The sequence below is a fragment of the Streptomyces sp. WAC07094 genome, assembly GCF_036320405.1.
In the GTDB taxonomy this organism is placed as follows: domain Bacteria; phylum Actinomycetota; class Actinomycetes; order Streptomycetales; family Streptomycetaceae; genus Streptomyces; species Streptomyces lannensis.
Genome location: NZ_JAVMJZ010000003.1, coordinates 413,623 through 432,831, shown reverse-complemented (window position 1 = coordinate 432,831; position 19,209 = coordinate 413,623). Strand labels below are relative to the sequence as shown.

Annotated in this window: 15 protein-coding genes; 8 read left to right on the top strand and 7 right to left on the bottom strand. The window is 68.5% G+C overall.

Features of this window, described 5'->3' with window-relative positions; all coding sequences use genetic code 11:
- The first annotated feature begins 278 nt into the window (after window positions 1-278).
- Entirely contained in the window at window positions 279-1,637 is a 1,359-nt protein-coding gene (locus RCR19_RS41435; RefSeq protein WP_331270254.1) for a beta-1,3-glucanase family protein, read from the top strand.
- Window positions 1,638-1,926: 289 nt separating this feature from the next.
- Here RCR19_RS41435 and RCR19_RS41430 read toward each other — a convergent pair whose 3' ends face one another.
- Entirely contained in the window at window positions 1,927-2,916 is a 990-nt protein-coding gene (locus RCR19_RS41430; protein WP_331270253.1) for a magnesium and cobalt transport protein CorA, read from the bottom strand.
- A 167-nt stretch (window positions 2,917-3,083) separates the two neighbouring features.
- On the opposite strand from RCR19_RS41430, the gene RCR19_RS41425 reads away from it, so the two are divergent.
- The 4 genes from RCR19_RS41425 to RCR19_RS41410 all read left to right on the top strand — a co-directional run bounded on the left by RCR19_RS41425 (window position 3,084) and on the right by RCR19_RS41410 (window position 5,803).
- Window positions 3,084-3,287, top strand: a complete 204-nt coding sequence (locus tag RCR19_RS41425) for a hypothetical protein (RefSeq protein ID WP_331270252.1) — start codon at window positions 3,084-3,086, stop codon at window positions 3,285-3,287.
- Between the two features lie 244 nt (window positions 3,288-3,531).
- Complete coding sequence (locus RCR19_RS41420; RefSeq protein ID WP_331270251.1) at window positions 3,532-4,590, top strand: YihY/virulence factor BrkB family protein; 1,059 nt, start codon at window positions 3,532-3,534, stop codon at window positions 4,588-4,590.
- Window positions 4,591-4,961: 371 nt separating this feature from the next.
- Window positions 4,962-5,333 carry a phage holin family protein gene (locus RCR19_RS41415; protein WP_331270344.1) on the top strand — a complete coding sequence of 124 codons (372 nt, stop codon included), beginning with the start codon at window positions 4,962-4,964 and terminating at the stop codon, window positions 5,331-5,333.
- Window positions 5,330-5,803, top strand: a complete 474-nt coding sequence (locus RCR19_RS41410) for a DUF3618 domain-containing protein (RefSeq protein WP_331270250.1) — start codon at window positions 5,330-5,332, stop codon at window positions 5,801-5,803. Before RCR19_RS41415 ends, RCR19_RS41410 begins: the two co-directional genes overlap by 4 nt.
- A 269-nt stretch (window positions 5,804-6,072) precedes the next feature.
- Here the strand turns inward: RCR19_RS41410 and RCR19_RS41405 are convergent, their stop codons facing one another.
- Window positions 6,073-7,083: an NADP-dependent oxidoreductase gene (locus tag RCR19_RS41405; protein WP_331270343.1), complete on the bottom strand. Its 1,011-nt coding sequence runs from the start codon at window positions 7,081-7,083 to the stop codon at window positions 6,073-6,075.
- A 111-nt stretch (window positions 7,084-7,194) separates the two neighbouring features.
- Between RCR19_RS41405 and RCR19_RS41400 the strand changes: the two genes are divergently transcribed.
- A complete protein-coding gene (locus RCR19_RS41400; protein WP_331270249.1) occupies window positions 7,195-7,788 on the top strand; it encodes a helix-turn-helix domain-containing protein in 594 nt (197 codons plus the stop codon).
- A gap of 152 nt (window positions 7,789-7,940) precedes the next feature.
- Here RCR19_RS41400 and RCR19_RS41395 read toward each other — a convergent pair whose 3' ends face one another.
- A complete protein-coding gene (locus RCR19_RS41395; RefSeq protein ID WP_331270248.1) occupies window positions 7,941-8,528 on the bottom strand; it encodes a response regulator in 588 nt (195 codons plus the stop codon).
- On the bottom strand, window positions 8,525-12,694 hold the full coding sequence (locus tag RCR19_RS41390; RefSeq protein WP_331270342.1) for a HAMP domain-containing protein: 4,170 nt from the start codon (window positions 12,692-12,694) through the stop codon (window positions 8,525-8,527). Before RCR19_RS41390 ends, RCR19_RS41395 begins: the two co-directional genes overlap by 4 nt.
- Before the next feature lie 278 nt (window positions 12,695-12,972).
- On the opposite strand from RCR19_RS41390, the gene RCR19_RS41385 reads away from it, so the two are divergent.
- Window positions 12,973-14,850 (top strand): SpoIIE family protein phosphatase, encoded by a 1,878-nt coding sequence (locus tag RCR19_RS41385; protein WP_331270247.1) that lies wholly within the window; start codon window positions 12,973-12,975, stop codon window positions 14,848-14,850.
- 199 nt (window positions 14,851-15,049) lie between these two features.
- The gene (locus tag RCR19_RS41380; protein ID WP_331270246.1) at window positions 15,050-15,577 is read left to right on the top strand and encodes a helix-turn-helix domain-containing protein; all 528 of its coding nucleotides are present in this window, start codon (window positions 15,050-15,052) and stop codon (window positions 15,575-15,577) included.
- Between the two features lie 100 nt (window positions 15,578-15,677).
- Here RCR19_RS41380 and RCR19_RS41375 read toward each other — a convergent pair whose 3' ends face one another.
- The 3 genes from RCR19_RS41375 to solA form a co-directional block, all read right to left on the bottom strand.
- Window positions 15,678-16,541, bottom strand: a complete 864-nt coding sequence (locus RCR19_RS41375) for an alpha/beta hydrolase (RefSeq protein ID WP_331270245.1) — start codon at window positions 16,539-16,541, stop codon at window positions 15,678-15,680.
- A 131-nt stretch (window positions 16,542-16,672) separates the two neighbouring features.
- Window positions 16,673-17,482 carry an alpha/beta hydrolase gene (locus tag RCR19_RS41370; RefSeq protein WP_331270244.1) on the bottom strand — a complete coding sequence of 270 codons (810 nt, stop codon included), beginning with the start codon at window positions 17,480-17,482 and terminating at the stop codon, window positions 16,673-16,675.
- Window positions 17,483-17,840: 358 nt separating this feature from the next.
- The gene (gene solA, locus RCR19_RS41365) at window positions 17,841-18,989 is read right to left on the bottom strand and encodes an N-methyl-L-tryptophan oxidase (RefSeq protein ID WP_331270243.1); all 1,149 of its coding nucleotides are present in this window, start codon (window positions 18,987-18,989) and stop codon (window positions 17,841-17,843) included.
- Window positions 18,990-19,209: the final 220 nt, after the last annotated feature.

Below are 19,209 nucleotides of genomic sequence, written 5' to 3'. Positions count from 1 at the left end.
TGCCCCGGCGATGAGGTGTTCCGTAGCGCGTACGTCAAGGCATGTAAAAGCAGGTCGACTTGGGGCAGCCATACGGTCGGAAGCCGAACGCGACGGACGCGCTGTACGCGAAACCACGCCGAGATCAGCGCCGTGGAGTCCGCAGCGTCGTAACCGGACTGATTTTGACTTCAGTTGTTGACGGTGGACGAGGATGGGGCTACAACCCCAGAGAGCGCTCTCATGTCTGCTGTTGCTCCATCCCCCACGCACGCCGAACCGGCTTGAGGAGACTCCGCATGCAGAGTTCCGCCAGCGCATTCACCCGCAGACCACCGGCCGGCGCCGCACGCTCACGCGCGGCACTCGGCCTGGTCGTCGTCCTGATCGCCGCCTTCCTCGCAGTCCTCGCACCGTCGCCCGCACGCGCCGCCGACCAGTTGCTCTCCCAGGGCAGGCCTGCCACCGCCTCCTCGACCGAGAACGGAACATTCCCCGCTAGCGCGGCGGTCGACGGCAACACGGGCACCCGTTGGTCCTCGGCCTTCTCCGACCCGCAGTGGCTACGGGTCGACCTCGGGTCCGTCCAGCAGCTCAGCCGCGTCACCCTGAACTGGGAGGCCGCCTACGCGACCGCCTTCCAGATCCAGACCTCCACCGACGCCAACACCTGGACCACCGTCCACTCCACCACCACCGCCACCGGCGGAATCCAGAACATCGCCATCACCGGCAGCGGCCGTTACGTCCGCATCTACGGCACCACGCGGGGCACCCCCTACGGCTACTCCCTGTGGGAGTTCCAGGTCTACGGGCCCGGCGGCACCACCACCCCGCCGGACGACTTCTGGGGCAGTACCAGCGACATACCTCCGGCGAGCAACGCCGTCGAGGTGAAGATCCTCAACCGCACCAACGGCAAGTACCCCGACAGCCAGGTGTACTGGAGCTTCAACGGCCAGGTGCACTCCATCGCCGAGCAGCCCTATCTCGACATGCCTGCCAACTCCGCCGGCCGCATGTACTTCTACCTCGGGTCACCCAACGGCCCGTACTACGACTTCATCGAGTTCACGGTCGGCAACAACGTCTTCAACGGCAACACCACCCGGGTCGACGCCTTCGGCCTGAAGCTGGCCATGCGCCTGCACACCAAGGACGGTTACGACGTCGAGGTGGGCGAGAACCGGCAGACCTTCGCCGAGGACCGCGCCACCACCTTCCAGCGATTCACCGACGCAGTTCCGGCCCCCTTCAAGGTGCTGGCCCAGACCCAGGCCCCGTACCGGATCATCGCGCCCGGCAGCGACCCGAGCTTCCGGGCGGGCGGTGCCAACGCGAACTACTTCACCGCCTACGCCCAGTCAGTGGGTGTGAACGCGGCCACGTCCGACATCTTCGGCTGCGCCGCCTCCCTGGCGGGTAACCCGGACATGTGCGCCGCCCTCAACCGTCACGTCGCCACCCTGCCGGCCTCCCAGCAGTCCGACCCGGCCCAGTTCTACAAGGCGGCACCGGCGAACTACTACGCCAAGTTCTGGCACGACAACGCCATCAACCGCCTCGCCTACGGCTTCCCCTATGACGACGTGGCGGGCCAGTCCTCCTTCATCTCCCACGCCAACCCGCAATGGCTCCTGGTCGCCGTCGGCTGGTAGCCGCTCCGGTGGCGCGGACGCCGAACACGCGCTGACTGCCTGACCGGGGGGTCCGGCCGGGTCACACCGACCCGGCCGGACCCTCCTGGCACCTGCGGTGTGTACGGCGGCGTAGAGCCTTTGCGATCCTCGTGGCGGAGGTGGCGACGCCGGCAGTGCAGAGCCACTTGTGCGACCGCGTACGGCCTCAGTGCAGGCGGGCGCCGGTAGCTGCCCGCCGGTCATGCCGGACTCGACGACCGGCAGCGGCGGCTCGTCCGATGGCTGAGGGGAGGGGCGGTTCGGGGCGTCAGAGCCAGCCGTTTCGGCGGAAGGCCCGGTACAGCAGTCCCGCCCCGAGGGCCATCGCGGCCAACGCGCACGGATAGCCGTAGCGCCAGTCCAGTTCCGGCATGTGGGCGAAGTTCATGCCGTAGATGCCGGCGATCAGGGTGGGGACGGCCAGGATGGCAGCCCATGCGCTGATGCGGCGCATGTCGTCGTTCTGCCAGGTGCCAACCTTCGCCAGGTGGGCGTCGAGGACGGAGCCGAGCAGGTCGTCCAGGGCGCGGACTTCGGTGTCGGTGCGAGTGAGGTGGTCGGCGACGTCGCGGAAGTACGGCACCATCTGCCGCGGCCAGTCGTCATGCGGCGCGGTGAACTGCTGCACAACGGGGACCAGAGGCCCGACGGCGTCGCGGAACTCGACCACTTCCCGCTTGAGCGTGTAGATCTGCTCCGTCAGGTCCTCGCGGGCGGGTGAGAACACACACCGTTCCAGGTCGGTGAGGTCCGCACGGACCTGGGCCGCCGCCTGCATGTAGGCGTCGACGATCACGTCGATGACCGTATGCAGGACGCTCACCGGTCCGAGAAGTGCCGATTGCGGGGCGTCTTCCAGGCGGCAGGCCGCCTCCACGGTCGGATCGAGAGCGCCGTGGCGCACGGTCAGCGCGAAGGACGGGCCGAGGAAGATCATCACTTCGCCGGTTTCCACATCAGCGGTTCGCTCGACGAACCACAGCGTCTTCACGGCGACCGACAGCACGTCACCGTAGCGTTCCTGCTTCGGCCTCTGGGGCGCTTGGACGGCGTCCTCGATCGCCAGAGGATGCAGTTGCAGGTACTTACCCAGCCGCTCCAGCTCGTCCTCACGGGGGTCGTCCATCCGGATCCAGGCGAACTCGTCGGGCTTGAGCACCGCCAGGCGGTCGAGGGTGTCTTGGCATCCGCCGTCCTCCTGCCGGATGTCGACCTTCTCGCACTCGCCCGTCTGCTCTCGGTAGATCACACACTCCATGCCCTCTCGGGTGCTTCCGCCGCCACGTTCCATGCACAGGGAGCGATCGGCCCCACCAGCAGGACGCCATCTGCACCTGGTGGACACAAAACCTTCACATGAATCGGCTGTTGACCGAGCCGTGGTGGGAACCCGGCCGATGCCACCCACCGGGAGGGAACTGGGCTGTGATAGTCGTCGCCGTGTTGCTGCTGCCCGTCCTGGGTGTGCTGCTGTACGCCATGGACCACATCGAGAACCGGCTGTCGGCCGGGCCGCGGACGCCGCGCCACGCCCGGCGACGTCACCTGTGGCTGGTACACGACGCCGGCGCGTCCGCCGTCGAGAGCAGTCCGGCTGGGCCGACCGCTCAGCACATCGATGCGGCCTGACGCTGCCGTACGGCGGTTCACGACCAGGCGACCCGCCCTGGCGGGGAGTAGTTCGTGAACCGGCCCCGTCGAGCTGAGCGAGACGGCGAGTGACCCTCGGCACCAAGGCGCGCGGGGAGATCGACCACCCACACCTGCACACCACTGAGCCAGTGGACCAGGGTGCGCCTCAGCGGGGACATTCATGGACCGCAACGGCATCAACCGTCTGATGAAGTGGGTCTTCGGGGGTACTCGACGGGTCATGAAGCTGCATCTTCCAGGGCGAAAGCACCCCGGCCACGACGAGGCTTCGGAACGTGAGGTCCCGCGGCCCGAGGAGGTGGGACCCGGGCCCGGGGTCGAGCGGCGTGCGCCGGATACGCCGACGCAGTTGCCGAAGAGGGCGTGGGGGGCGGTGCTGAGGGGCGGGCTGCGGGAGTTCAAGGACGACGAACTGACCGATCGGGCCGCGGCACTCACGTACTACGGACTGTTGTCGCTGTTCCCGGCTCTGCTGGTCCTGGTGTCGCTGCTCGGTCTCACCGGCAAGTCCACCACGGACTCGGTGCTCGACAACCTCAAGCAGTTCGCTCCGGGCTCCGCCCGCGACATCATCACAGCGGCCGTCTCGCAGTTGCAGGACAACGCCGGGATCGGGTCGATCATGGCGGTGGTCGGTGTCGTCCTGGCGGTGTGGTCGGCCTCGGGGTATGTGGCCGCATTCATCCGCGCGGCCAACCGGGTGTACGACATGCCGGAAGGCCGCCCGGTCTGGAAGATCCTTCCCGTACGGGTCGGGGTGACGGTCGTCCTGATGGCGCTCGCCGTCGCCAGCGGCCTGATCGTCGTCTTCACCGGCGCGCTGGCCCGTCAGGCCGGCACGGCCCTCGGGATCGGCGACACCGCGCTGACGGTGTGGTCGATCGCCAAGTGGCCCGTCCTGGTGGTCCTGGCAGCGAGCATGATCGCGCTTCTGTACTGGGCCACCCCTAACGCCCGGGTGAAGGGGTTCAGGTGGATCACACCGGGCAGCTTCCTCGCCCTGGTCATCTGGTTGGTCGCCTCCGGCGCCTTCGCGTTCTACGTCGCCAACTTCGCCTCGTACAACAAGACCTACGGAACCATGGCCGGTGTCATCGTCTTCCTGATCTGGCTGTGGATGAGCAACCTGGCGGTCCTTCTCGGCCTGGAGTTCGACGCCGAGACCGTACGGCAACGGGCGATCGCGGGCGGTCTGCCTGTGGACAAGGAGCCCTACACCGAGCCGCGCGACACACGGAAGTGGGATGAGGAAGACCTGCGCCGACTGGACGAATCGTGACCGTCGCACACCAAGTGACCGACCGATCCCGGCAGTCGGGCCGATTACCGACGGTCGTAAGGCTTGGGATAACCGCAGGTCAAGGGGTTGTTGTCGGGCTTGAGGCGTGCACATCCCAGGGGATGGGAACCCCGGTGAGGGCGGACGTGAAAATGCCGTGCGCCCCCATGCCGGTGCCGCACCGAAAGACGATTTCTCGCGCCGGCCGCGCGCCCGCCCTGAACTTCGGCGTTCGGGGTACCCGCGCCCGGTGAATGGGTCGGAGTGCCCGGCCCGCAGACCGAGATGGACGGGAGGTGACCGCCGTGTCGAGCACGCAGCCGCAGTCGTCCGGGACCGAACACAGCCCGCATACCTCCGGCCAGGAGCCGGTGAGCGAGCTGGTGCAGAGGGCGTCCCAGCAACTGGCGGAACTGGTTCGCGGTGAAATGCGCCTGGCGCAGGCGGAGATGAAGGAGAAGGCCAAGCGCTTCGGAAAGGGGGGTGGCCTGTTCGGCGGAGCCGGGTTGGCCGGCTTTCTCACGTTGCAAGCCCTGGTGGCGACGGTGATCGCCGCGCTGGCGCTCCTGTTGCCGGTGTGGGCCGCAGCTCTGATCGTCACCGCAGTGCTGGGTGTGATCACCGCGCTGATGGCCAGGAGCGGGAAGAGGCAGGTTGCCCAGGCCTCACCGCCTGCACCGGCGCGGACGGTTGAGAACGTGAAGGCCGATGTGGCCGAGATCAAGGAGAGCGTGCACCGATGACCCAGCCGCCCCACGACGAGCCCACGGCCGCCGGCCCCGAGGAGCTGCGCGAGCAGGTCGAGCAGACCCGCGAGGAGCTCGGCCGGACGGTCGAGGCCCTCGCGGCCAAGACCCATGTCAAGGCACGTGCCCAGGAGAAAGCGACAGTGGTCAGGGAACAAGTCACCGCCAGGACAGGCGAGCTGAAGGAGCAGGCTGCGGTCAAGGCCGGAGAGCTGAGGGAAAGGGCGGCGCAGGCCGCCCAACATCTCGAGGACAAGCTGCCCGCTCCGGTGAAGGACAGGACTGCACAGGCGATCGGTCAGTCCCGTGCGGTGGCCACCCATCTGTGGCAGGACAAGGCCCCCGAACCGGTGCAGCAGAAGACCGCTCAGGGCGCACGGATCGCGCGGGACAACCGCAACCTGCTGTTGGCGACCGCCGGTGTGGCCCTCACGGCGTGGTTGGTGGGCCGCCGTCACAAGGGGTGAGCCGTCTCGCGACGCCCGTTGCGATCTTGTCCCTCGATCAGGGCGTCGTCGGCGGGCGGCTGCCCTGATCGTGCGCGTCGCCAAGGCGTACGGCGACGGAGCCGAAGAGGCGCAGAGCCCGTCCGAGATCGTGGTCACCGTGCCGGTCGCCGCCGCCGGCCTCGCGGTCACCTTGCTCGGAGGCGCGCCCCAAGGCCTCCGCGTCGGCGTCTGGGCGGCTACAAGTGTCCCAGGGCGAGCGCCGGACGCGTCGATGACACGGGTCGTCCCTACGCGACCGTGAGCACGATCTTGCCTTGGATGTGCCCTCGGGCGGCGCGTTCGTGCGCCGCCCGGGCATCCGCCAGCGGAAACGTGCTGTCGATCGCGACGTGCACCGTGCCTGCGTCGAGCAGGCGTCCCAGTTCGGCAAGCTGCGCGCCGTTCGAGCGGACCTGAGTGCCCGAGACCGTGACACCCAGCTTCGCGGTCTCTTCGTCGTCGTATTCGCCGAAGAACACGGGGAACAGGGCGCCGCCGCGCTTGAGTGTGCGCAGGAAGCGTTTGCTGTCGCGGCCACCGACGGCGTCGAGAACAAGATCGACGTTGCGCACGAGTTCCTCGGGGCGAACCTTGGTGTAGTCGACGAACTCGTCGGCGCCCAGTTCGCGCAGGAACGACTCATGCGCGCCCGATGCCACCGCGATGACATGTGCGTCCTTCCACTTCGCCAGCTGCACCGCGAAGTGCCCCACGCCGCCCGCGGCGCCGTTGACGAGCACCGTCGTGCCGGCGTCGAGGGCCACCGGACGATGCCGCGCCGCCTGGAACGGCGACGGGTGATCGTGTCCGAGTTCGATCAGGAACTGCCACGCCGTCAGCAGGGCCATGGGCGCCCCGGCGGCATGTACGTGATCGATGCCGGCCGGCTTGTGTGCGAGGTCCGACGCCGGCGCGGCCACGTACTCGGCGTATGCGCTGCCCTCGAAGCCGGGAAAGCGAAGGAGACCGAAGACCTCGTCACCGACGGAGAAGCCCTCCACGTCCGTGGCGACGGCCTCGACGACGCCTGACACATCCGTCCCCGGGATCACGGGCAGGTCGAACTTCGGCCTCGTCTCCGGAGGCATGTTGGTCAGCCCGTCGCGCAGGTACCAGTCCGGGGGATTGATGCCGACCGCGTGTACGCGGACAAGTACCTCGCCCGGCCCCGGCCCGGTAATCGGCACCTCGTCGTAACGCAGAACCTCAGGGCCGCCGTGCTCATGGATCCGGACTGCCCTCATCGTGTGTGTCGGCATCGTCTTCTCCTGCCCGCACTGCGGGATACGCTGATCTGGACCAGCGATCCACTTAAATGGACCACTGATCCGAATATATGGACCACTGATCCGGATAGTCAAGAGGGACAGATGCGGGCCGACGCCAGGAAGAACCGCGACCACCTGCTCGCAGTAGCGGACACGGCCATCACCGAGCAGGGGGTGGACGTGTCACTGCGCGACATCGCGCGCCGGGCCGATGTCGGGCTGGCGACCCTGCTGCGTCACTTCCCGACACGTGAGGCGCTGCTCGAAGCCCTGCTCCGCACGAGCTTCGACGAACTGACGGCACAGGCGGGGGTACTCGAGACGTCGAGCTCGCCCGAGATCGCTCTCGTCACGTGGCTGCGCGACTGCGTGGCGTGGACAACCGAGTACCGGGGCGTGACCGTGCTGATGACAGCCGCCATCGAGGACACCGAATCAGCACTCCACGCTTCGTGCGTCACCCTGCGCGCAGCCGGTGCCCGGCTCCTCGCCCGTGCCCAGGCCGCGGGCACGGCGCGGAGCGACATCGACGGCGCCGATCTGTTTGCCCTGGTGGCCATGCTCGCCTGGCTCGGCGATCAACCGTCGCTGGCACCACGCGCCGATCACCTCTTCGAGGTCGTCGCGAGCGCGATCCTGACGGGCGAAGGGAGCGGCGATCCCGAGGCGGAACACCGGCTTCGGACCCGTAGCTGACATCGGACAGTGGCCCCGGCCGCGCACTCGGCAGGAGGCAACGCCAAGTTCATCGTTGATCGCGTGCGGTTGCCCGCCGCGGCGCCGCTGCCGGTGGAGCTTCCCGGCGCCCGGGGGCAGGTTGCAGCAGGCGTCGGGCCGACCGGGTGGGCCTACTGGCATTCCATGGAGCCGGGCAGGAGGCCTCCGACCGTACGCTCCAGTTCTCCGATGCGGTCGGCGAGGCCGTCGGTGTCGGCTTCCGTCCGGTTGCGCAGCAGCAGTTCGATCTGGGTCAGTCGCTCGGTGATCTCTGTGAGCCGATCGGTGTCGGCCGTCACCGCGCGCAGCGCCAACTGGCGGTTCTTGCGGTGCAGATCGAGAAAGGTGCTGATCTTGGTGCGCAGCACCCAGGGGTCGATGGGTTTGGTGATGAAGTCGGCGGCGCCGATGGCGTATCCCCGGTAGGCGTAGTCCGCGCCGGCCTCGGTTCCGGTCACCAGGATGATGGGCACGTCCTTGGTCTGGTCGAGTCGCTTGATGTTGGCGGCCGTCTCGAAGCCGTCCATGTCGGGCATCCGGACGTCCAGGAGAACCACCGCGAACTCCTGGCGCAGCATGCACTTGAGTGCTTGCTCACCCGACTGCGCGCGGACGAGGCGCTGGTGCAGGGGGCCGAGTACGGCCTCGAACGCGACGAGGTTCTCCTCCATGTCGTCGACGATGAGGATGCTGCACTGGTCGGCCGGATTGATGCTCATGGTGCGTCCCTCGGTGGGTCGTCGGCACGGTGGTCCGTGGCTTCCCGTTCATCGTCGGCATCGCGATCCTGTGCCGGCTGCGGGGCCTGGTCCTGCGGGTCGAACAGATCGCAGATGACGGACAGCAGGCGGTCGACGTTCACCGGCTTGGGTACGTAGTCGTCGGCACCGCTGTCGATCGCCTTGTCACGGTCTCCGGGCATGGCCTTGGCGGTGATCGCGATGATCGGCAGATGGGAGAGACGGGGCGTGTTCCGGATGCTACGGATCGTGTCGTATCCATCCATCTCCGGCATCATGATGTCCATGAGGACCAGGGACACCTCGGGGGAGCGTTCCAGTACCTCCAGGCCTTCCCGGCCGTTCTCCGCGTACTTCACGGTGATGCCTACACGTCCCAGCACATGGGTGAGGGCGAAGACGTTGCGGATGTCGTCGTCGATGATCAGGATCTGACGGCCCGCCAGAACCCGGCCCGGGCGTCCGCTGAGCCATTCCTTGAGCCGTGTCGTCTTCGGCCAGGAGTCCTCACGTCCATCGGGGGCACCCGTGACGCCCATGCCCGACAGGTCTTCGGCGAGGTGGTCCGCAAGCGGCAGACCGGCGTCGAGGTCCTCCACGCGGCCGAGTGCTTCCTCGGTCGCGGTGACGTCGTCGGTGACATCGGCCGCTGCTCGGGCTTCTGCGGGGAGCAGGGGGGTGACGCCTGCGGCACGCAGTTCCGCCAGGGCCTGCGTTGCGGTGGCGCCGGGGTAGTGCGAGGGGATGTACAGGGTGAATCGGGAGCCCGCGCCCGGTTCGCTCTCGGCGACGATCTTGCCGCCGAGCATTCCGGCTATCTCCCGGCTGATGGACAGGCCGAGTCCGGTGCCGCCGTACTTGCGGTTGGTGGTGCCCTCGGACTGCTGGAACGCTTCGAAGATGATCGGAAGCTTCTCGGGCGCTATGCCGATCCCGGTGTCCTTGACGGAGAACGCGATGACGGATTCCGCGCCCCTGAGGGTCTCCTCGCTGAACTGCTCACTCGGCACCCGGGTGACGCGAAGCTCCACACTCCCCGAGTGCGTGAACTTCACCGCGTTGGACAGCAGGTTGCGCAGGATCTGCTGCAGCCTCTGCTCGTCGGAGTACAACTCGGCCGGTACGTCCTCTCCGACCGCGATCTCGAAGCCCAGACCGCGGTCGAGGGTCATGGGCCGGAAGGTGGCATGGACGTAGTCGAGCAACTTGATCAGTGGCAGCGTCTTCGGACGCACGTCCATGCGTCCGGCCTCGATCTTCGACAGGTCGAGGATGTCGCTGATCAGTTGGAGCAGGTCCGAGCCCGAGCGGTGGATGGTGGTCGCGAACTGCACCTCCTGGTCGTTGAGGTGCCCGTCCGGGTTGTCGGCGAGCAACCTGGCGAGGATCAGCAGCGAGTTGAGCGGTGTGCGCAGCTCGTGCGACATGTTCGCGAGGAACTCGGACTTGTACTGCGAGGCGGTGGCGAGCAGTGCGGCCTTCTCCTCCAGCTCCGCGTTGGAGCGCTGGAGTTCGTCCGACCGCTCACGCAGCTCGGAGGTGAGTCGTTGGGACTCCGACAGCAGCGACTCGGTACGGGAGTTGGCGATGATCGTGTTGATCGACACGCCGATCGTGTTGGCGAACTGGTCGATGAAGGCCAGGTGCACATCGCTGAACTTGCTGAGCGAGGCCAGCTCGATCACTCCGAGCACCTGGTCCTCGAACAGGATGGGGAGGATGACGATGCTGGCCGGATAGGCCGTGCCCAGCCCGGAGTTGATGGTGATGTAGTCGGGCGGCACGTCCGTGATGAAGATGCGCTGCTGCTCCTGTGCGGCCTGTGCGATCAGTCCGCGTCCCGGCGTGCCGGTGCCGGGCAGCGGACTGCCGCCGCCGGCCTGGTCGGTGCCGTACCCGGCGATGAACTGCAGGCCCTCCCCGGGCGGTGCCCCCGCCTCGGAGAGGAAGAACGCACCGAACTGGGCGTTCACCAGCGGCGTCAGCTCCCGCAGGATCAGGTCGGCGACCTCCACCAGGTCGCGGTGGCCCTGCATCAGCGCGGCCATGCGGGTGAGATTCGACTCCAGCCAGTCCTTCGCGCGGGTGGTCTCGCGGAGGTTGGAGACCATGAGGTTGATGTTGTTCTTCAGCTCGGCGACCTCACCCTGTGCCTCCACCGTGATCGCGCGGGACATGTCGCCCTGGGTGACCGCGGAGGCGACCTCGGCAATGGCACGGACCTGGGTCGTCAGGTTGAGGGCCAGTTCGTTGACGTTGGTCGTCAGCCGCTTCCAGGTGCCGTAGACGCCCTCGACGCGTGCCTGGCCGCCCAGCTGGCCTTCGCTGCCGACCTCGCGGGCGACGCGGGTGACCTCGGAGGAGAAGGACGAGAGGGTGTCGACCATCGTGTTGATGGTGGTCTTGAGTTCCAGGATCTCGCCGCGGGCGTCCACGTCGATCTTCTTCGACAGGTCGCCCTGGGCGACGGCGGTGGCGACCTGGGCGATGTTGCGGACCTGTGAGGTCAGGTTGTCCGCCATGAAGTTGACGTTGTCCGTGAGGTCCTTCCACACTCCGGAGACTCCTCGGACCTGGGCCCGGCCGCCGAGCCGACCCTCGGTTCCGACCTCTCGGGCCACCCGTGTGACCTCGTCCGCGAAGGCCCGCAGCTGCTCCACCATGGTGTTGACGGTGTCCTTGAGCTCGAGGATCTCGCCGCGGGCGTCGACGGTGATCTTCTTGGAGAGGTCGCCGTTCGCGACCGATGTGGTCACCTGGGCGATGTTGCGGACCTGCGAGGTCAGGTTCGACGCCATGAAATTGACGTTGTCCGTCAACTCCTTCCATACGCCCGAGACCCCGCGCACCTGGGCCTGACCGCCCAGGTTGCCCTCGGTGCCGACCTCGCGGGCGACCCGGGTCACCTCGTCGGCGAATGCGGAGAGCTGGTCGACCATGGTGTTGATGGTCGACTTCAGCTCCAGGATCTCGCCCTTCGCCTCGACCGTGATCGTCTTGCCGAGGTCGCCCTGGGCGACGGCGGTGGCGACCTGGGCGATGTTGCGCACCTGCGAGGTGAGGTTGTCCGCCATGAAGTTGACGTTCTCCGTCAGGTCCTTCCACACCCCCGATACGCCTCGGACCTGGGCCCGGCCGCCGAGCCGTCCCTCGGTGCCGACCTCGCGGGCGACCCGGGTCACCTCGTCGGCGAACGCGGAGAGCTGGTCGACCATCGTGTTCACGGTGTCCTTGAGCTGAAGGATCTCGCCCCGGGCGTCCACTGTGATCTTCTGGCTGAGATCGCCGTTGGCGACCGCCGTGGTCACCTGGGCGATGTTGCGGACCTGCGAGGTCAGGTTCGAGGCCATGAAGTTGACGTTGTCGGTGAGGTCTTTCCAGACCCCGGAGACGCCCGGCACCTGTGCCCGTCCGCCGAGCTGGCCTTCCGTGCCGACCTCGCGGGACACCCTCGTCACCTCATCAGCGAACGCGCGCAACTGGTCGACCATCGTGTTCACGGTGAGCTTCAGCTCCAGCAGCTCGCCGCCTGCCTCGACCGTGACCTGTCGCGTCAGATCGCCGCGAGCGACCGCAGTGGTCACCGTCGCGATGTCGCGCACCTGCGCTGTCAGCCGGGAGCCCATGGTGTTGACGGCCTCGGTCACATAGCGCCAGTCGCCGGCCAGTCCCTGCACCGTGGCGCGCCCGCCGAGGCGGCCCTCGATCCCTTCCCGGGCGACGCGGTTGAGTTCGCCGGTGAACAGCGACAGCTGCTCCACCATGCGGTTCGCCCCACGCCCCAGGCGCCGTAGATCACCGCGGAGCTGGCGCTTGCCGTCGTGCAACTCGGCGCGCTGTGTCAGATCGCCGTCCGCCACGGCATTGAGCACGCGGGTGGCGTTGACGACCGGGACGGCCAGTGCTTCCAGCAGGGTGTTGGCCGCCTCCACGTTCGCGGTCCATCCTCCCTGCCCGGGACTGGCTGCCAACCGCTCGTCGAGTCGCCCCTGCCTGACCACCTCCCGGCGCACCCTGTCGAGTTCCGAGGCCAGGTGCGCATTTCGCGTGACGATCTGGTTGAACACCCCCGCCATCTCGGCGAGGACCCCTTCAGGGAGGTTCCCGGTACGGACGGTGAAATCTCCGTCACACAGGGAATTCATGGCTGCGAGCAGCGGGCGCAATTCGGCCACGCGTATCCACTCGCCGTCCGGAGCGGGGGCGGGCGGTGCGGCCTCGGGCTTGGTCTCAGGGGGTTGTTCCCGGAGCTCGGGCCCAAGATGAGCGAGATCAGGGTGGGTGGCAGATTCCATGGCGACCCACTTCCAGGCAGACGATTACCTCCCGTTTAGACTACATTCGTCTTATATGCCTCGACAGCGAGCTTGGTCTGGAGTCGCCAGTGAGGTCGTCCCCTGATCTACGTCCGGCCGTCGCACGGATGCGCATTCCCGCCAACGAGCTCGCGGCCTCGGCAGCACGCAAGTTCGTGCGTGCCGTACTCGCCGAGCGGATCGCTCTGCAGTTCCCCGGGGCGCAGACCGCCAACGACCGGCTGGTGGACGACGCCGTCCTTCTCGCCGATGAACTGGTGGCCGGAGCCGTCATGCACACGGGGTACGAGGTCGAGGTGGCATGCCGCGTGGAAGCGGGCCACTGCTCCCTGGCCGATTTCTCCAAGGGCGACTCCGGGCGTGTGGGTCTTGTGGTCGAAGTGCTGGAGCGCGACCCCTCCGCCCCCCTCGACGACGCGGCCTCCGGCTCGCCCGGCGACGGAAAGGGCTTGCAAGGCCACGTGCGAGGCTACGGCCGACAGCTCATGCGATCCCTCGCCGAGTCGTGGGGCGTGACATACCGGTGCTCCGGGAAGGCCACCTGGTTCCGTCTGGAGTGCGCCCTGGCGAGCCCGCTCGCCACCATGGGCGAGAAGGACATCGAGTCCCTCACCGAGGCCGTCCGCAACGAGCCGTCGGCATTCGAGCCCCTTTCGGCCGGACTGCCCCCCGACCGCCGGGCGCGCAGCACCGACTGGGCCGAGCGCGAGGGCCAGTCGTTCCTCGCCGAGGCCGGAGAACTCCTCGCCGGGCAGTTGGACGAGGACATGGTCGCGGCGCTCGCGGGCCAGCTGCTCGTGCCCAGGCTCGCCGACTGGTGCGGGGTCTGGCTCACGACGGAGAACGACGACATGCGGATCTCCCACGTGTGGCACGTGGACGAACGCCGGATCCGTGAGCTGCGCCTGTCGCTGGAGAAGGAGCGTCCGCCCGTCAGGCTGAGCACCACCGGCGTTCCGTGGCCGTGGCCCGACTGTCTGGGCGCCGAGAACGCGGCCGGTTCGGCTCTGGCGTTTCCTCTGGTGGTGGGTGGGCGCTGCCAGGGTTCACTGCTGATCGGCCGGGCAGGCCTGTCCCGGATGACCGACGCCGTCGCACGACTCGTCGAGGACGTGGCCCGGCGGGTCGCCCAGGCGGTCGTCACGGCGCGCCACTACACCCGGCAGGCGAGCATCAGCCGGACGCTCCAGCGCGGTCAGCTTCCCACCTGCCTCGCCCCGATTCCGGGCGTGGACACGGCGCTCGTCTACGAGCCCTGGGGCGAGGGGCAGACCGTGGGCGGTGACTTCTACGACCTGTTCCCGCTGGGAGAGCGCCGGTGGTGCTTCCTGCTCGGCGACGTGTGCGGCCACGACCTTGAAGCCATGTCCGTCACCGGCCTGGCACGGCACCTCGTACGACTGCTGGCGCGCGAGGGCCACGGCATCGAGTCCTTGCTGAACCGGCTGAACCTGGCCATGGCCGAGGAGGCCGCCGAAGCCGTGACATACCGCGGAGAGCGGGAGGGATCGCGGTTCCTGAGCCTGCTGTACGGGGAGCTGGAACCCGATCTGGCCGCAGGTGGCGCGCGGTGCACAATAGCGAGTGCCGGGCACCCACCGCCGCTGCGCCTGGCCACCGACGGCTCGGTCACACCGGCCACGAACCCGCAGATGCTGCTCGGCGTTGACGAGCACGCGGAGTTCCGCGCCAACACCTTCACCTTCGCGCCGGGCGAGACACTGCTGTGCGTGACAGACGGAGTCACCGAACGCCGCAGGGGATCACGGCAGCTGGACGACGACGACGGTCTGGCGGAGGTTCTGCGGGGATGCATGGGGCTGGGCGCGAAGGCGGTGGCCGAACGGGTCAGGCAGGCCGCACACGACTTCAGCACCGAGCCCCTGGGCGACGACCTGGCCGTGCTGGTCCTGGAGGCCGTGCCGGTACTGAGAAGCCCCGGATTCAGAAGCGCGACGGCGTTGCGCGGTGATCGGGCCTGTTGACCCCGGGGGCCGTCGAAGAGGGCGTCTGAGGCGATCACGGGGTGCCGCCCCGTTCACCGGTCACGCACGTGCCCGAAGCCGCCGTCCCGGACGCGCACACATACCGCCGGATTTGTGTAGAAGGAACGTTCTATATAATGGGTATGTGTCAAAGCCAATGTCTCCATCGGGTCGCCCCTCGGAAGCGCGTGAGCGGCTGTTGAACACAGCGAGCCGGCTCTTCTACACCGAGGGCATCAGAGCCGTCGGTGTCGACCGGGTCATGGCGGAAGCGGATGTCGCCCGGGGGACCTTCTACCGGCACTTCGAAGGCAAGGACGATCTCGTCCGGGCCTACCTCGAGGCAACCGATCAGCAGATCCGCGCCCGCATCGCCGTCGCCCAGAAGGAGATCGACGACCCGGCGGTCTTCCTGCGGGCCGTCGCCCAGGGCGTCGGGGAGGAACTGTGCGGTGCGGGCTTCCGCGGTTGTCCGTTCATCAACGCCGCCGCCGAATACCCGGACCGGCACAGCGCCATCCATCAGGCAGTGCTGACGCACCGCTCCTGGTTCCATCAAGTGCTGCAGGACGCCTTCGCACAGACGGGCGCGGCCGACGCCGTGCGGTCGGCGGATGTCATGGTGGCGCTGCGGGACGGCGCGATGGTGGCCGGCTATCTCAGCGATCCGCAGAAGGCGAACGAGACCCTGGCGCACGGCGTCGCTTCCCTCGTGGCCGCGGGCTGAATTCCGGCGCTTCGCCCTCGGAACCGGAGGCCGGCCCCGCATCATGGGTCGGCCTCCGCCCCGTTGAGCAGTGGGGCGGAGGCCGGTGGCTGGAGGGGCGTCACTTGGCGGTGGCGGCGCGCTCCACGAGCTTCGTCACCGTGCCGGGGTTGGTCAGCTGGACGCCGTGGGGGGCGTCGACCTCGGTGGTGTGGGCGTGCGCGCGCGATGCCATGAACCGTTCGGCGGCGGCCGGGATGGCGTGGTCGGCGCGGGCGACGAGGTACCAGGAGGGAATGGTCTTCCAGGCGGGCGTGCCGGAGGGCTCGCCCAGGGCTTCTGCGCTGGCGGGGCGCTGGGTGGCGGCGAGTTCGGCGGCCTCGGCCTTGCTGAGCCGGTTGCTGAGGAAGACGTCGCGGAATTTGTCGGGCTTCAGGTACAGGTCGGTGCCCGTGCTGCCGTCGGGCTGGGCGAACGGTACGGCGTTGAGGGCGGTGGGCAGCGGCGCGTCGGGGTCGTCGCTGAGGTGGCTGCCCGGGAACTTCACGCTGAGAGCCGCGGCGCTCTCGCCCTTGTCGGGTGCGAAGGCGGCGATGTAAACGAGTGCCTTGACGTTCGGGTTGCCGGTGGCGGCGTTGGTGATGACCGCGCCACCGTAGGAGTGGCCGACCAGGATGATCGGGCCGTGGATCGTCTTGAGGTAGTCGGCGAGGTAGGCGGAGTCACTGGTGAGGCCGCGCAGCGGGTTGGCCGGGGCGGTGACCGGATAACCGTCGGCCTGAAGGCGCTTGACGACACCACTCCATCCGGACGAGTCGGCCCAGGCGCCGTGCACGAGGACGACGGTCGGCTTGGCTGCGGTGTGGTGACCGGCACCGTGGCCGGCGTGGTGGGTCGGGTCGGCTGAGGCGGTCGTGGCGAGGCCTGCGGCGAGGGCGAGGCCGGCGGCGCCGAGGACGGCAAGTCGGGCCGGGCGTTTGAACACCGGGATTCTCCTTGGATCGTTGTGCGACGGACTGCTGGTGCTGTCCGCCGGGAGTGGGCGCGGGGCGGTATCGGTCACGGGAGGGGGAACCGCCCCGCGCAGTTCGAGGGCCGCAGCGCGGACGTGGTCGGTCAGATACGGCTGTGGCGCGTCGCCCAGTCGAGGGCGTGGTCGGCGACTTCTTCCCATCCGTCCTGGCCGATGACGAAGTGCGAGCGGCCGGGGAACTCGTGGTATTCGGTGACGGCCGGGGACTTCCGGTAGAGGCGCCAGTTGGCCTTGTTGATCTTCGGGGGCACGATGTGGTCCTTCTCGCCGGCGATCAACAACAGGGGGGCACGCCGCGGGTTGCGGGCGTCGATCTTCGTGACGGCACGGGGGTTGAAATTGGCGAACGCCCCCTGGAAGAGCACACGGGCCGATCCCGGCACCTGGTAGCGCTCGTGGACGGCGGCGGACTCCTCCTCACTGAGGGTGTTGGTGAAGCCGTAGTGGAACTGCCGCGGTGTCAGGGCGATGGCCTTGTTCCTGTTGGCCGGGTTGCCCAGGACCGGCCAGGCCGATTTCAGCGTCGAGTACGGCAGCGGAAGGACCCCCTTGACGGGTGCCGAGTCGATGGCCACACCCGCACTGCCGAGGCCGCGGTCCAGCAGGATCTGCGTGATGGCCCCGCCGAAGGAGTGCCCGATGATGACGGGCGCCTCATCCAGGTTGCGGACGACCTCCTCGTAGCGGGCGATCACTTCACCCAGACCCACCCCGGCGATACGGGAGGGGTTGCGGCGAATCTCCTCGACCTCGCCGTCGAGCCCGGGCCAGGCGGATGCGATGACCCGGTGTCCCTGTGCCTGGTAGCGCTCGGTCCATCCCTCCCAGCTGCGCGGGGTCATCCAGAGCCCGTGGATCAGCACGACAGTGCGGGCGGGTGAGGTGCCAGTCATCGCCACTCCAGTAGATAGAACGTTCTGTCCACTCGGGACGATATGCAGGACTCGTTGCCCGGGGCAAGCGAGTCCGGGGGACGGCTGCGTCACATTTGTGGGCGCCGGGCACACGGTCGCGCGTGGTGCCGGAGCCGGCTTGGTGCGGATGAAGGGCGGATGTGCCCGGGCGGACCGGGGCCACGGTGCTTCCTGAGCCGATGTGCGGTGGTACGCGCGCCGCCGGGGATTCCGCCGGTGGCGCGTGTGCGAGCGTGCGGCGCGCCCCGCAGCGCAAGGCATGCCGCTGCTCGGAGCGGGGGAGTGGTCCAGTTCCGTGATCGGCCCTCGCCCGTGCTGCCGCTCTCGGGCGGTCTGACTACCTGGCGAAGCGGCTGAGCGCGAAAGGCGTGAGGTCGATGGTGGAGGTGCCGTCCGTGACCGATTCGGCGAGCGCCTCGCCGATCGCCGCGGAGTGCTTGAAGCCGTGGCCCGAGCAGGGGGAGGCGATCAGTACCCGCTCACGGCCCGGCAGGCGGTCGATGACAAAAGCCTCGTCCGGTGTGACGGTGTACATGCACACTTCCGAGCGTGCGGCGCGAGCGGACATCTGCGGCAGCCGACCGTCGATCATGCTCCGGTGGAAGGCGGCAGCCTCCTCGGGAGCGACGGTGCGGTCGAGCTGGTCCGGGCCGGGCGTGCGGTGATCGAGCTGCCCGGTGGCCACCTTGAGCGTCGCGCCGTCGATGGACGGGAACCCGTAGAAGTACTCCTCCGGGCGGCTCACCCCTTCCCAGATGTAGGTGGGAAGACGCTCGGGGGCGAAGTCCCGCCCGGAGCCCTCGAGCTCGAACCAGTGCAGGACCTGGCGGTAGACACCGAAGAGCGGGGCGAGGCCGGGATCGTCGAGCAGGCCCGCCAGCCAGCCACCCGCGCACAGCACGACCTGGTCGGCGGTGTACGTGGCCGCGTCGGTGCGGACGGTGACGGCCGACGCCGTGGCCTCGACCCCGAGGACCCGTTCCCCGCGACGAAGTCGAGCGCCGTACCGCTCCGCCAGGTCCAGTTGGGCGCTGATCGCCGCCTCGGGCCGGACGAAACCGCCGCCGGGCTCCAGCAGACCCACGCGGCTCGTCTCCACACGGAACTGCGGGAACCGGTCCCGCAACGCGGCCGCGTCCAGCAGTTCGTAGTCGATCCCGAAGGCGGCAGCAGCCCTTTCGTGGACGGCGAAAGCGCCGGGGTCGACGGCAAGGTCGGACAGGCTCAGTACGCCGCACTCGGTGAGCACCGAGGCTCCTGTCTCCGCCTCGATCCGCCGCCACCACTCGTGGGAGCGCACGGCCAGTGGCACGTACTCCGTGCCCTCCAGGGTCAACCGGCGGGTGATCCGCGTCTCGCCGTGGCTGGAGCCGAACGAGTGCGGCGGGCTGTGGCGGTCGATACCCAGCACCTCTACACCGCGACGCGCAAGCTGATGGACCGTGGCGCTGCCCATGGCCCCCAGGCCGACCACGATCACGTCCATGTCCGCTCTGCCTCCGGCGCTCGCTCCCCAGCCCTGCGTTCACCCTACACATCGGGGTCAACGGCAAGATCGGCGATGGTGCGGACGTTGATCAGCCGCTCCGGACGCGGGCCACGGTGGGTCGTCGAGGGCGTGGGAGTCGTTCGGGCGCGGATCGGCGGACGCCACCGCCCCGGCCACGATCTGCTCGTGGCCGGGGCGGTGGGGACGGCCGCCGTCC

Coding starts and splice junctions, on each gene's coding strand:
- RCR19_RS41410 (WP_331270250.1), top strand. CDS start 5,330: ATGACCCAGCCGCCCCACGACGAGCCCACGGCCGCCGGCCCCGAGGAG.
- RCR19_RS41405 (WP_331270343.1), bottom strand. CDS start 7,083: ATGCCGACACACACGATGAGGGCAGTCCGGATCCATGAGCACGGCGGC.
- RCR19_RS41420 (WP_331270251.1), top strand. CDS start 3,532: ATGAAGCTGCATCTTCCAGGGCGAAAGCACCCCGGCCACGACGAGGCT.
- RCR19_RS41385 (WP_331270247.1), top strand. CDS start 12,973: ATGCGCATTCCCGCCAACGAGCTCGCGGCCTCGGCAGCACGCAAGTTC.
- RCR19_RS41370 (WP_331270244.1), bottom strand. CDS start 17,482: ATGACTGGCACCTCACCCGCCCGCACTGTCGTGCTGATCCACGGGCTC.
- RCR19_RS41395 (WP_331270248.1), bottom strand. CDS start 8,528: ATGAGCATCAATCCGGCCGACCAGTGCAGCATCCTCATCGTCGACGAC.
- solA (WP_331270243.1), bottom strand. CDS start 18,989: ATGGACGTGATCGTGGTCGGCCTGGGGGCCATGGGCAGCGCCACGGTC.
- RCR19_RS41430 (WP_331270253.1), bottom strand. CDS start 2,916: ATGGAGTGTGTGATCTACCGAGAGCAGACGGGCGAGTGCGAGAAGGTC.
- RCR19_RS41400 (WP_331270249.1), top strand. CDS start 7,195: ATGCGGGCCGACGCCAGGAAGAACCGCGACCACCTGCTCGCAGTAGCG.
- RCR19_RS41390 (WP_331270342.1), bottom strand. CDS start 12,694: ATGAATTCCCTGTGTGACGGAGATTTCACCGTCCGTACCGGGAACCTC.
- RCR19_RS41435 (WP_331270254.1), top strand. CDS start 279: ATGCAGAGTTCCGCCAGCGCATTCACCCGCAGACCACCGGCCGGCGCC.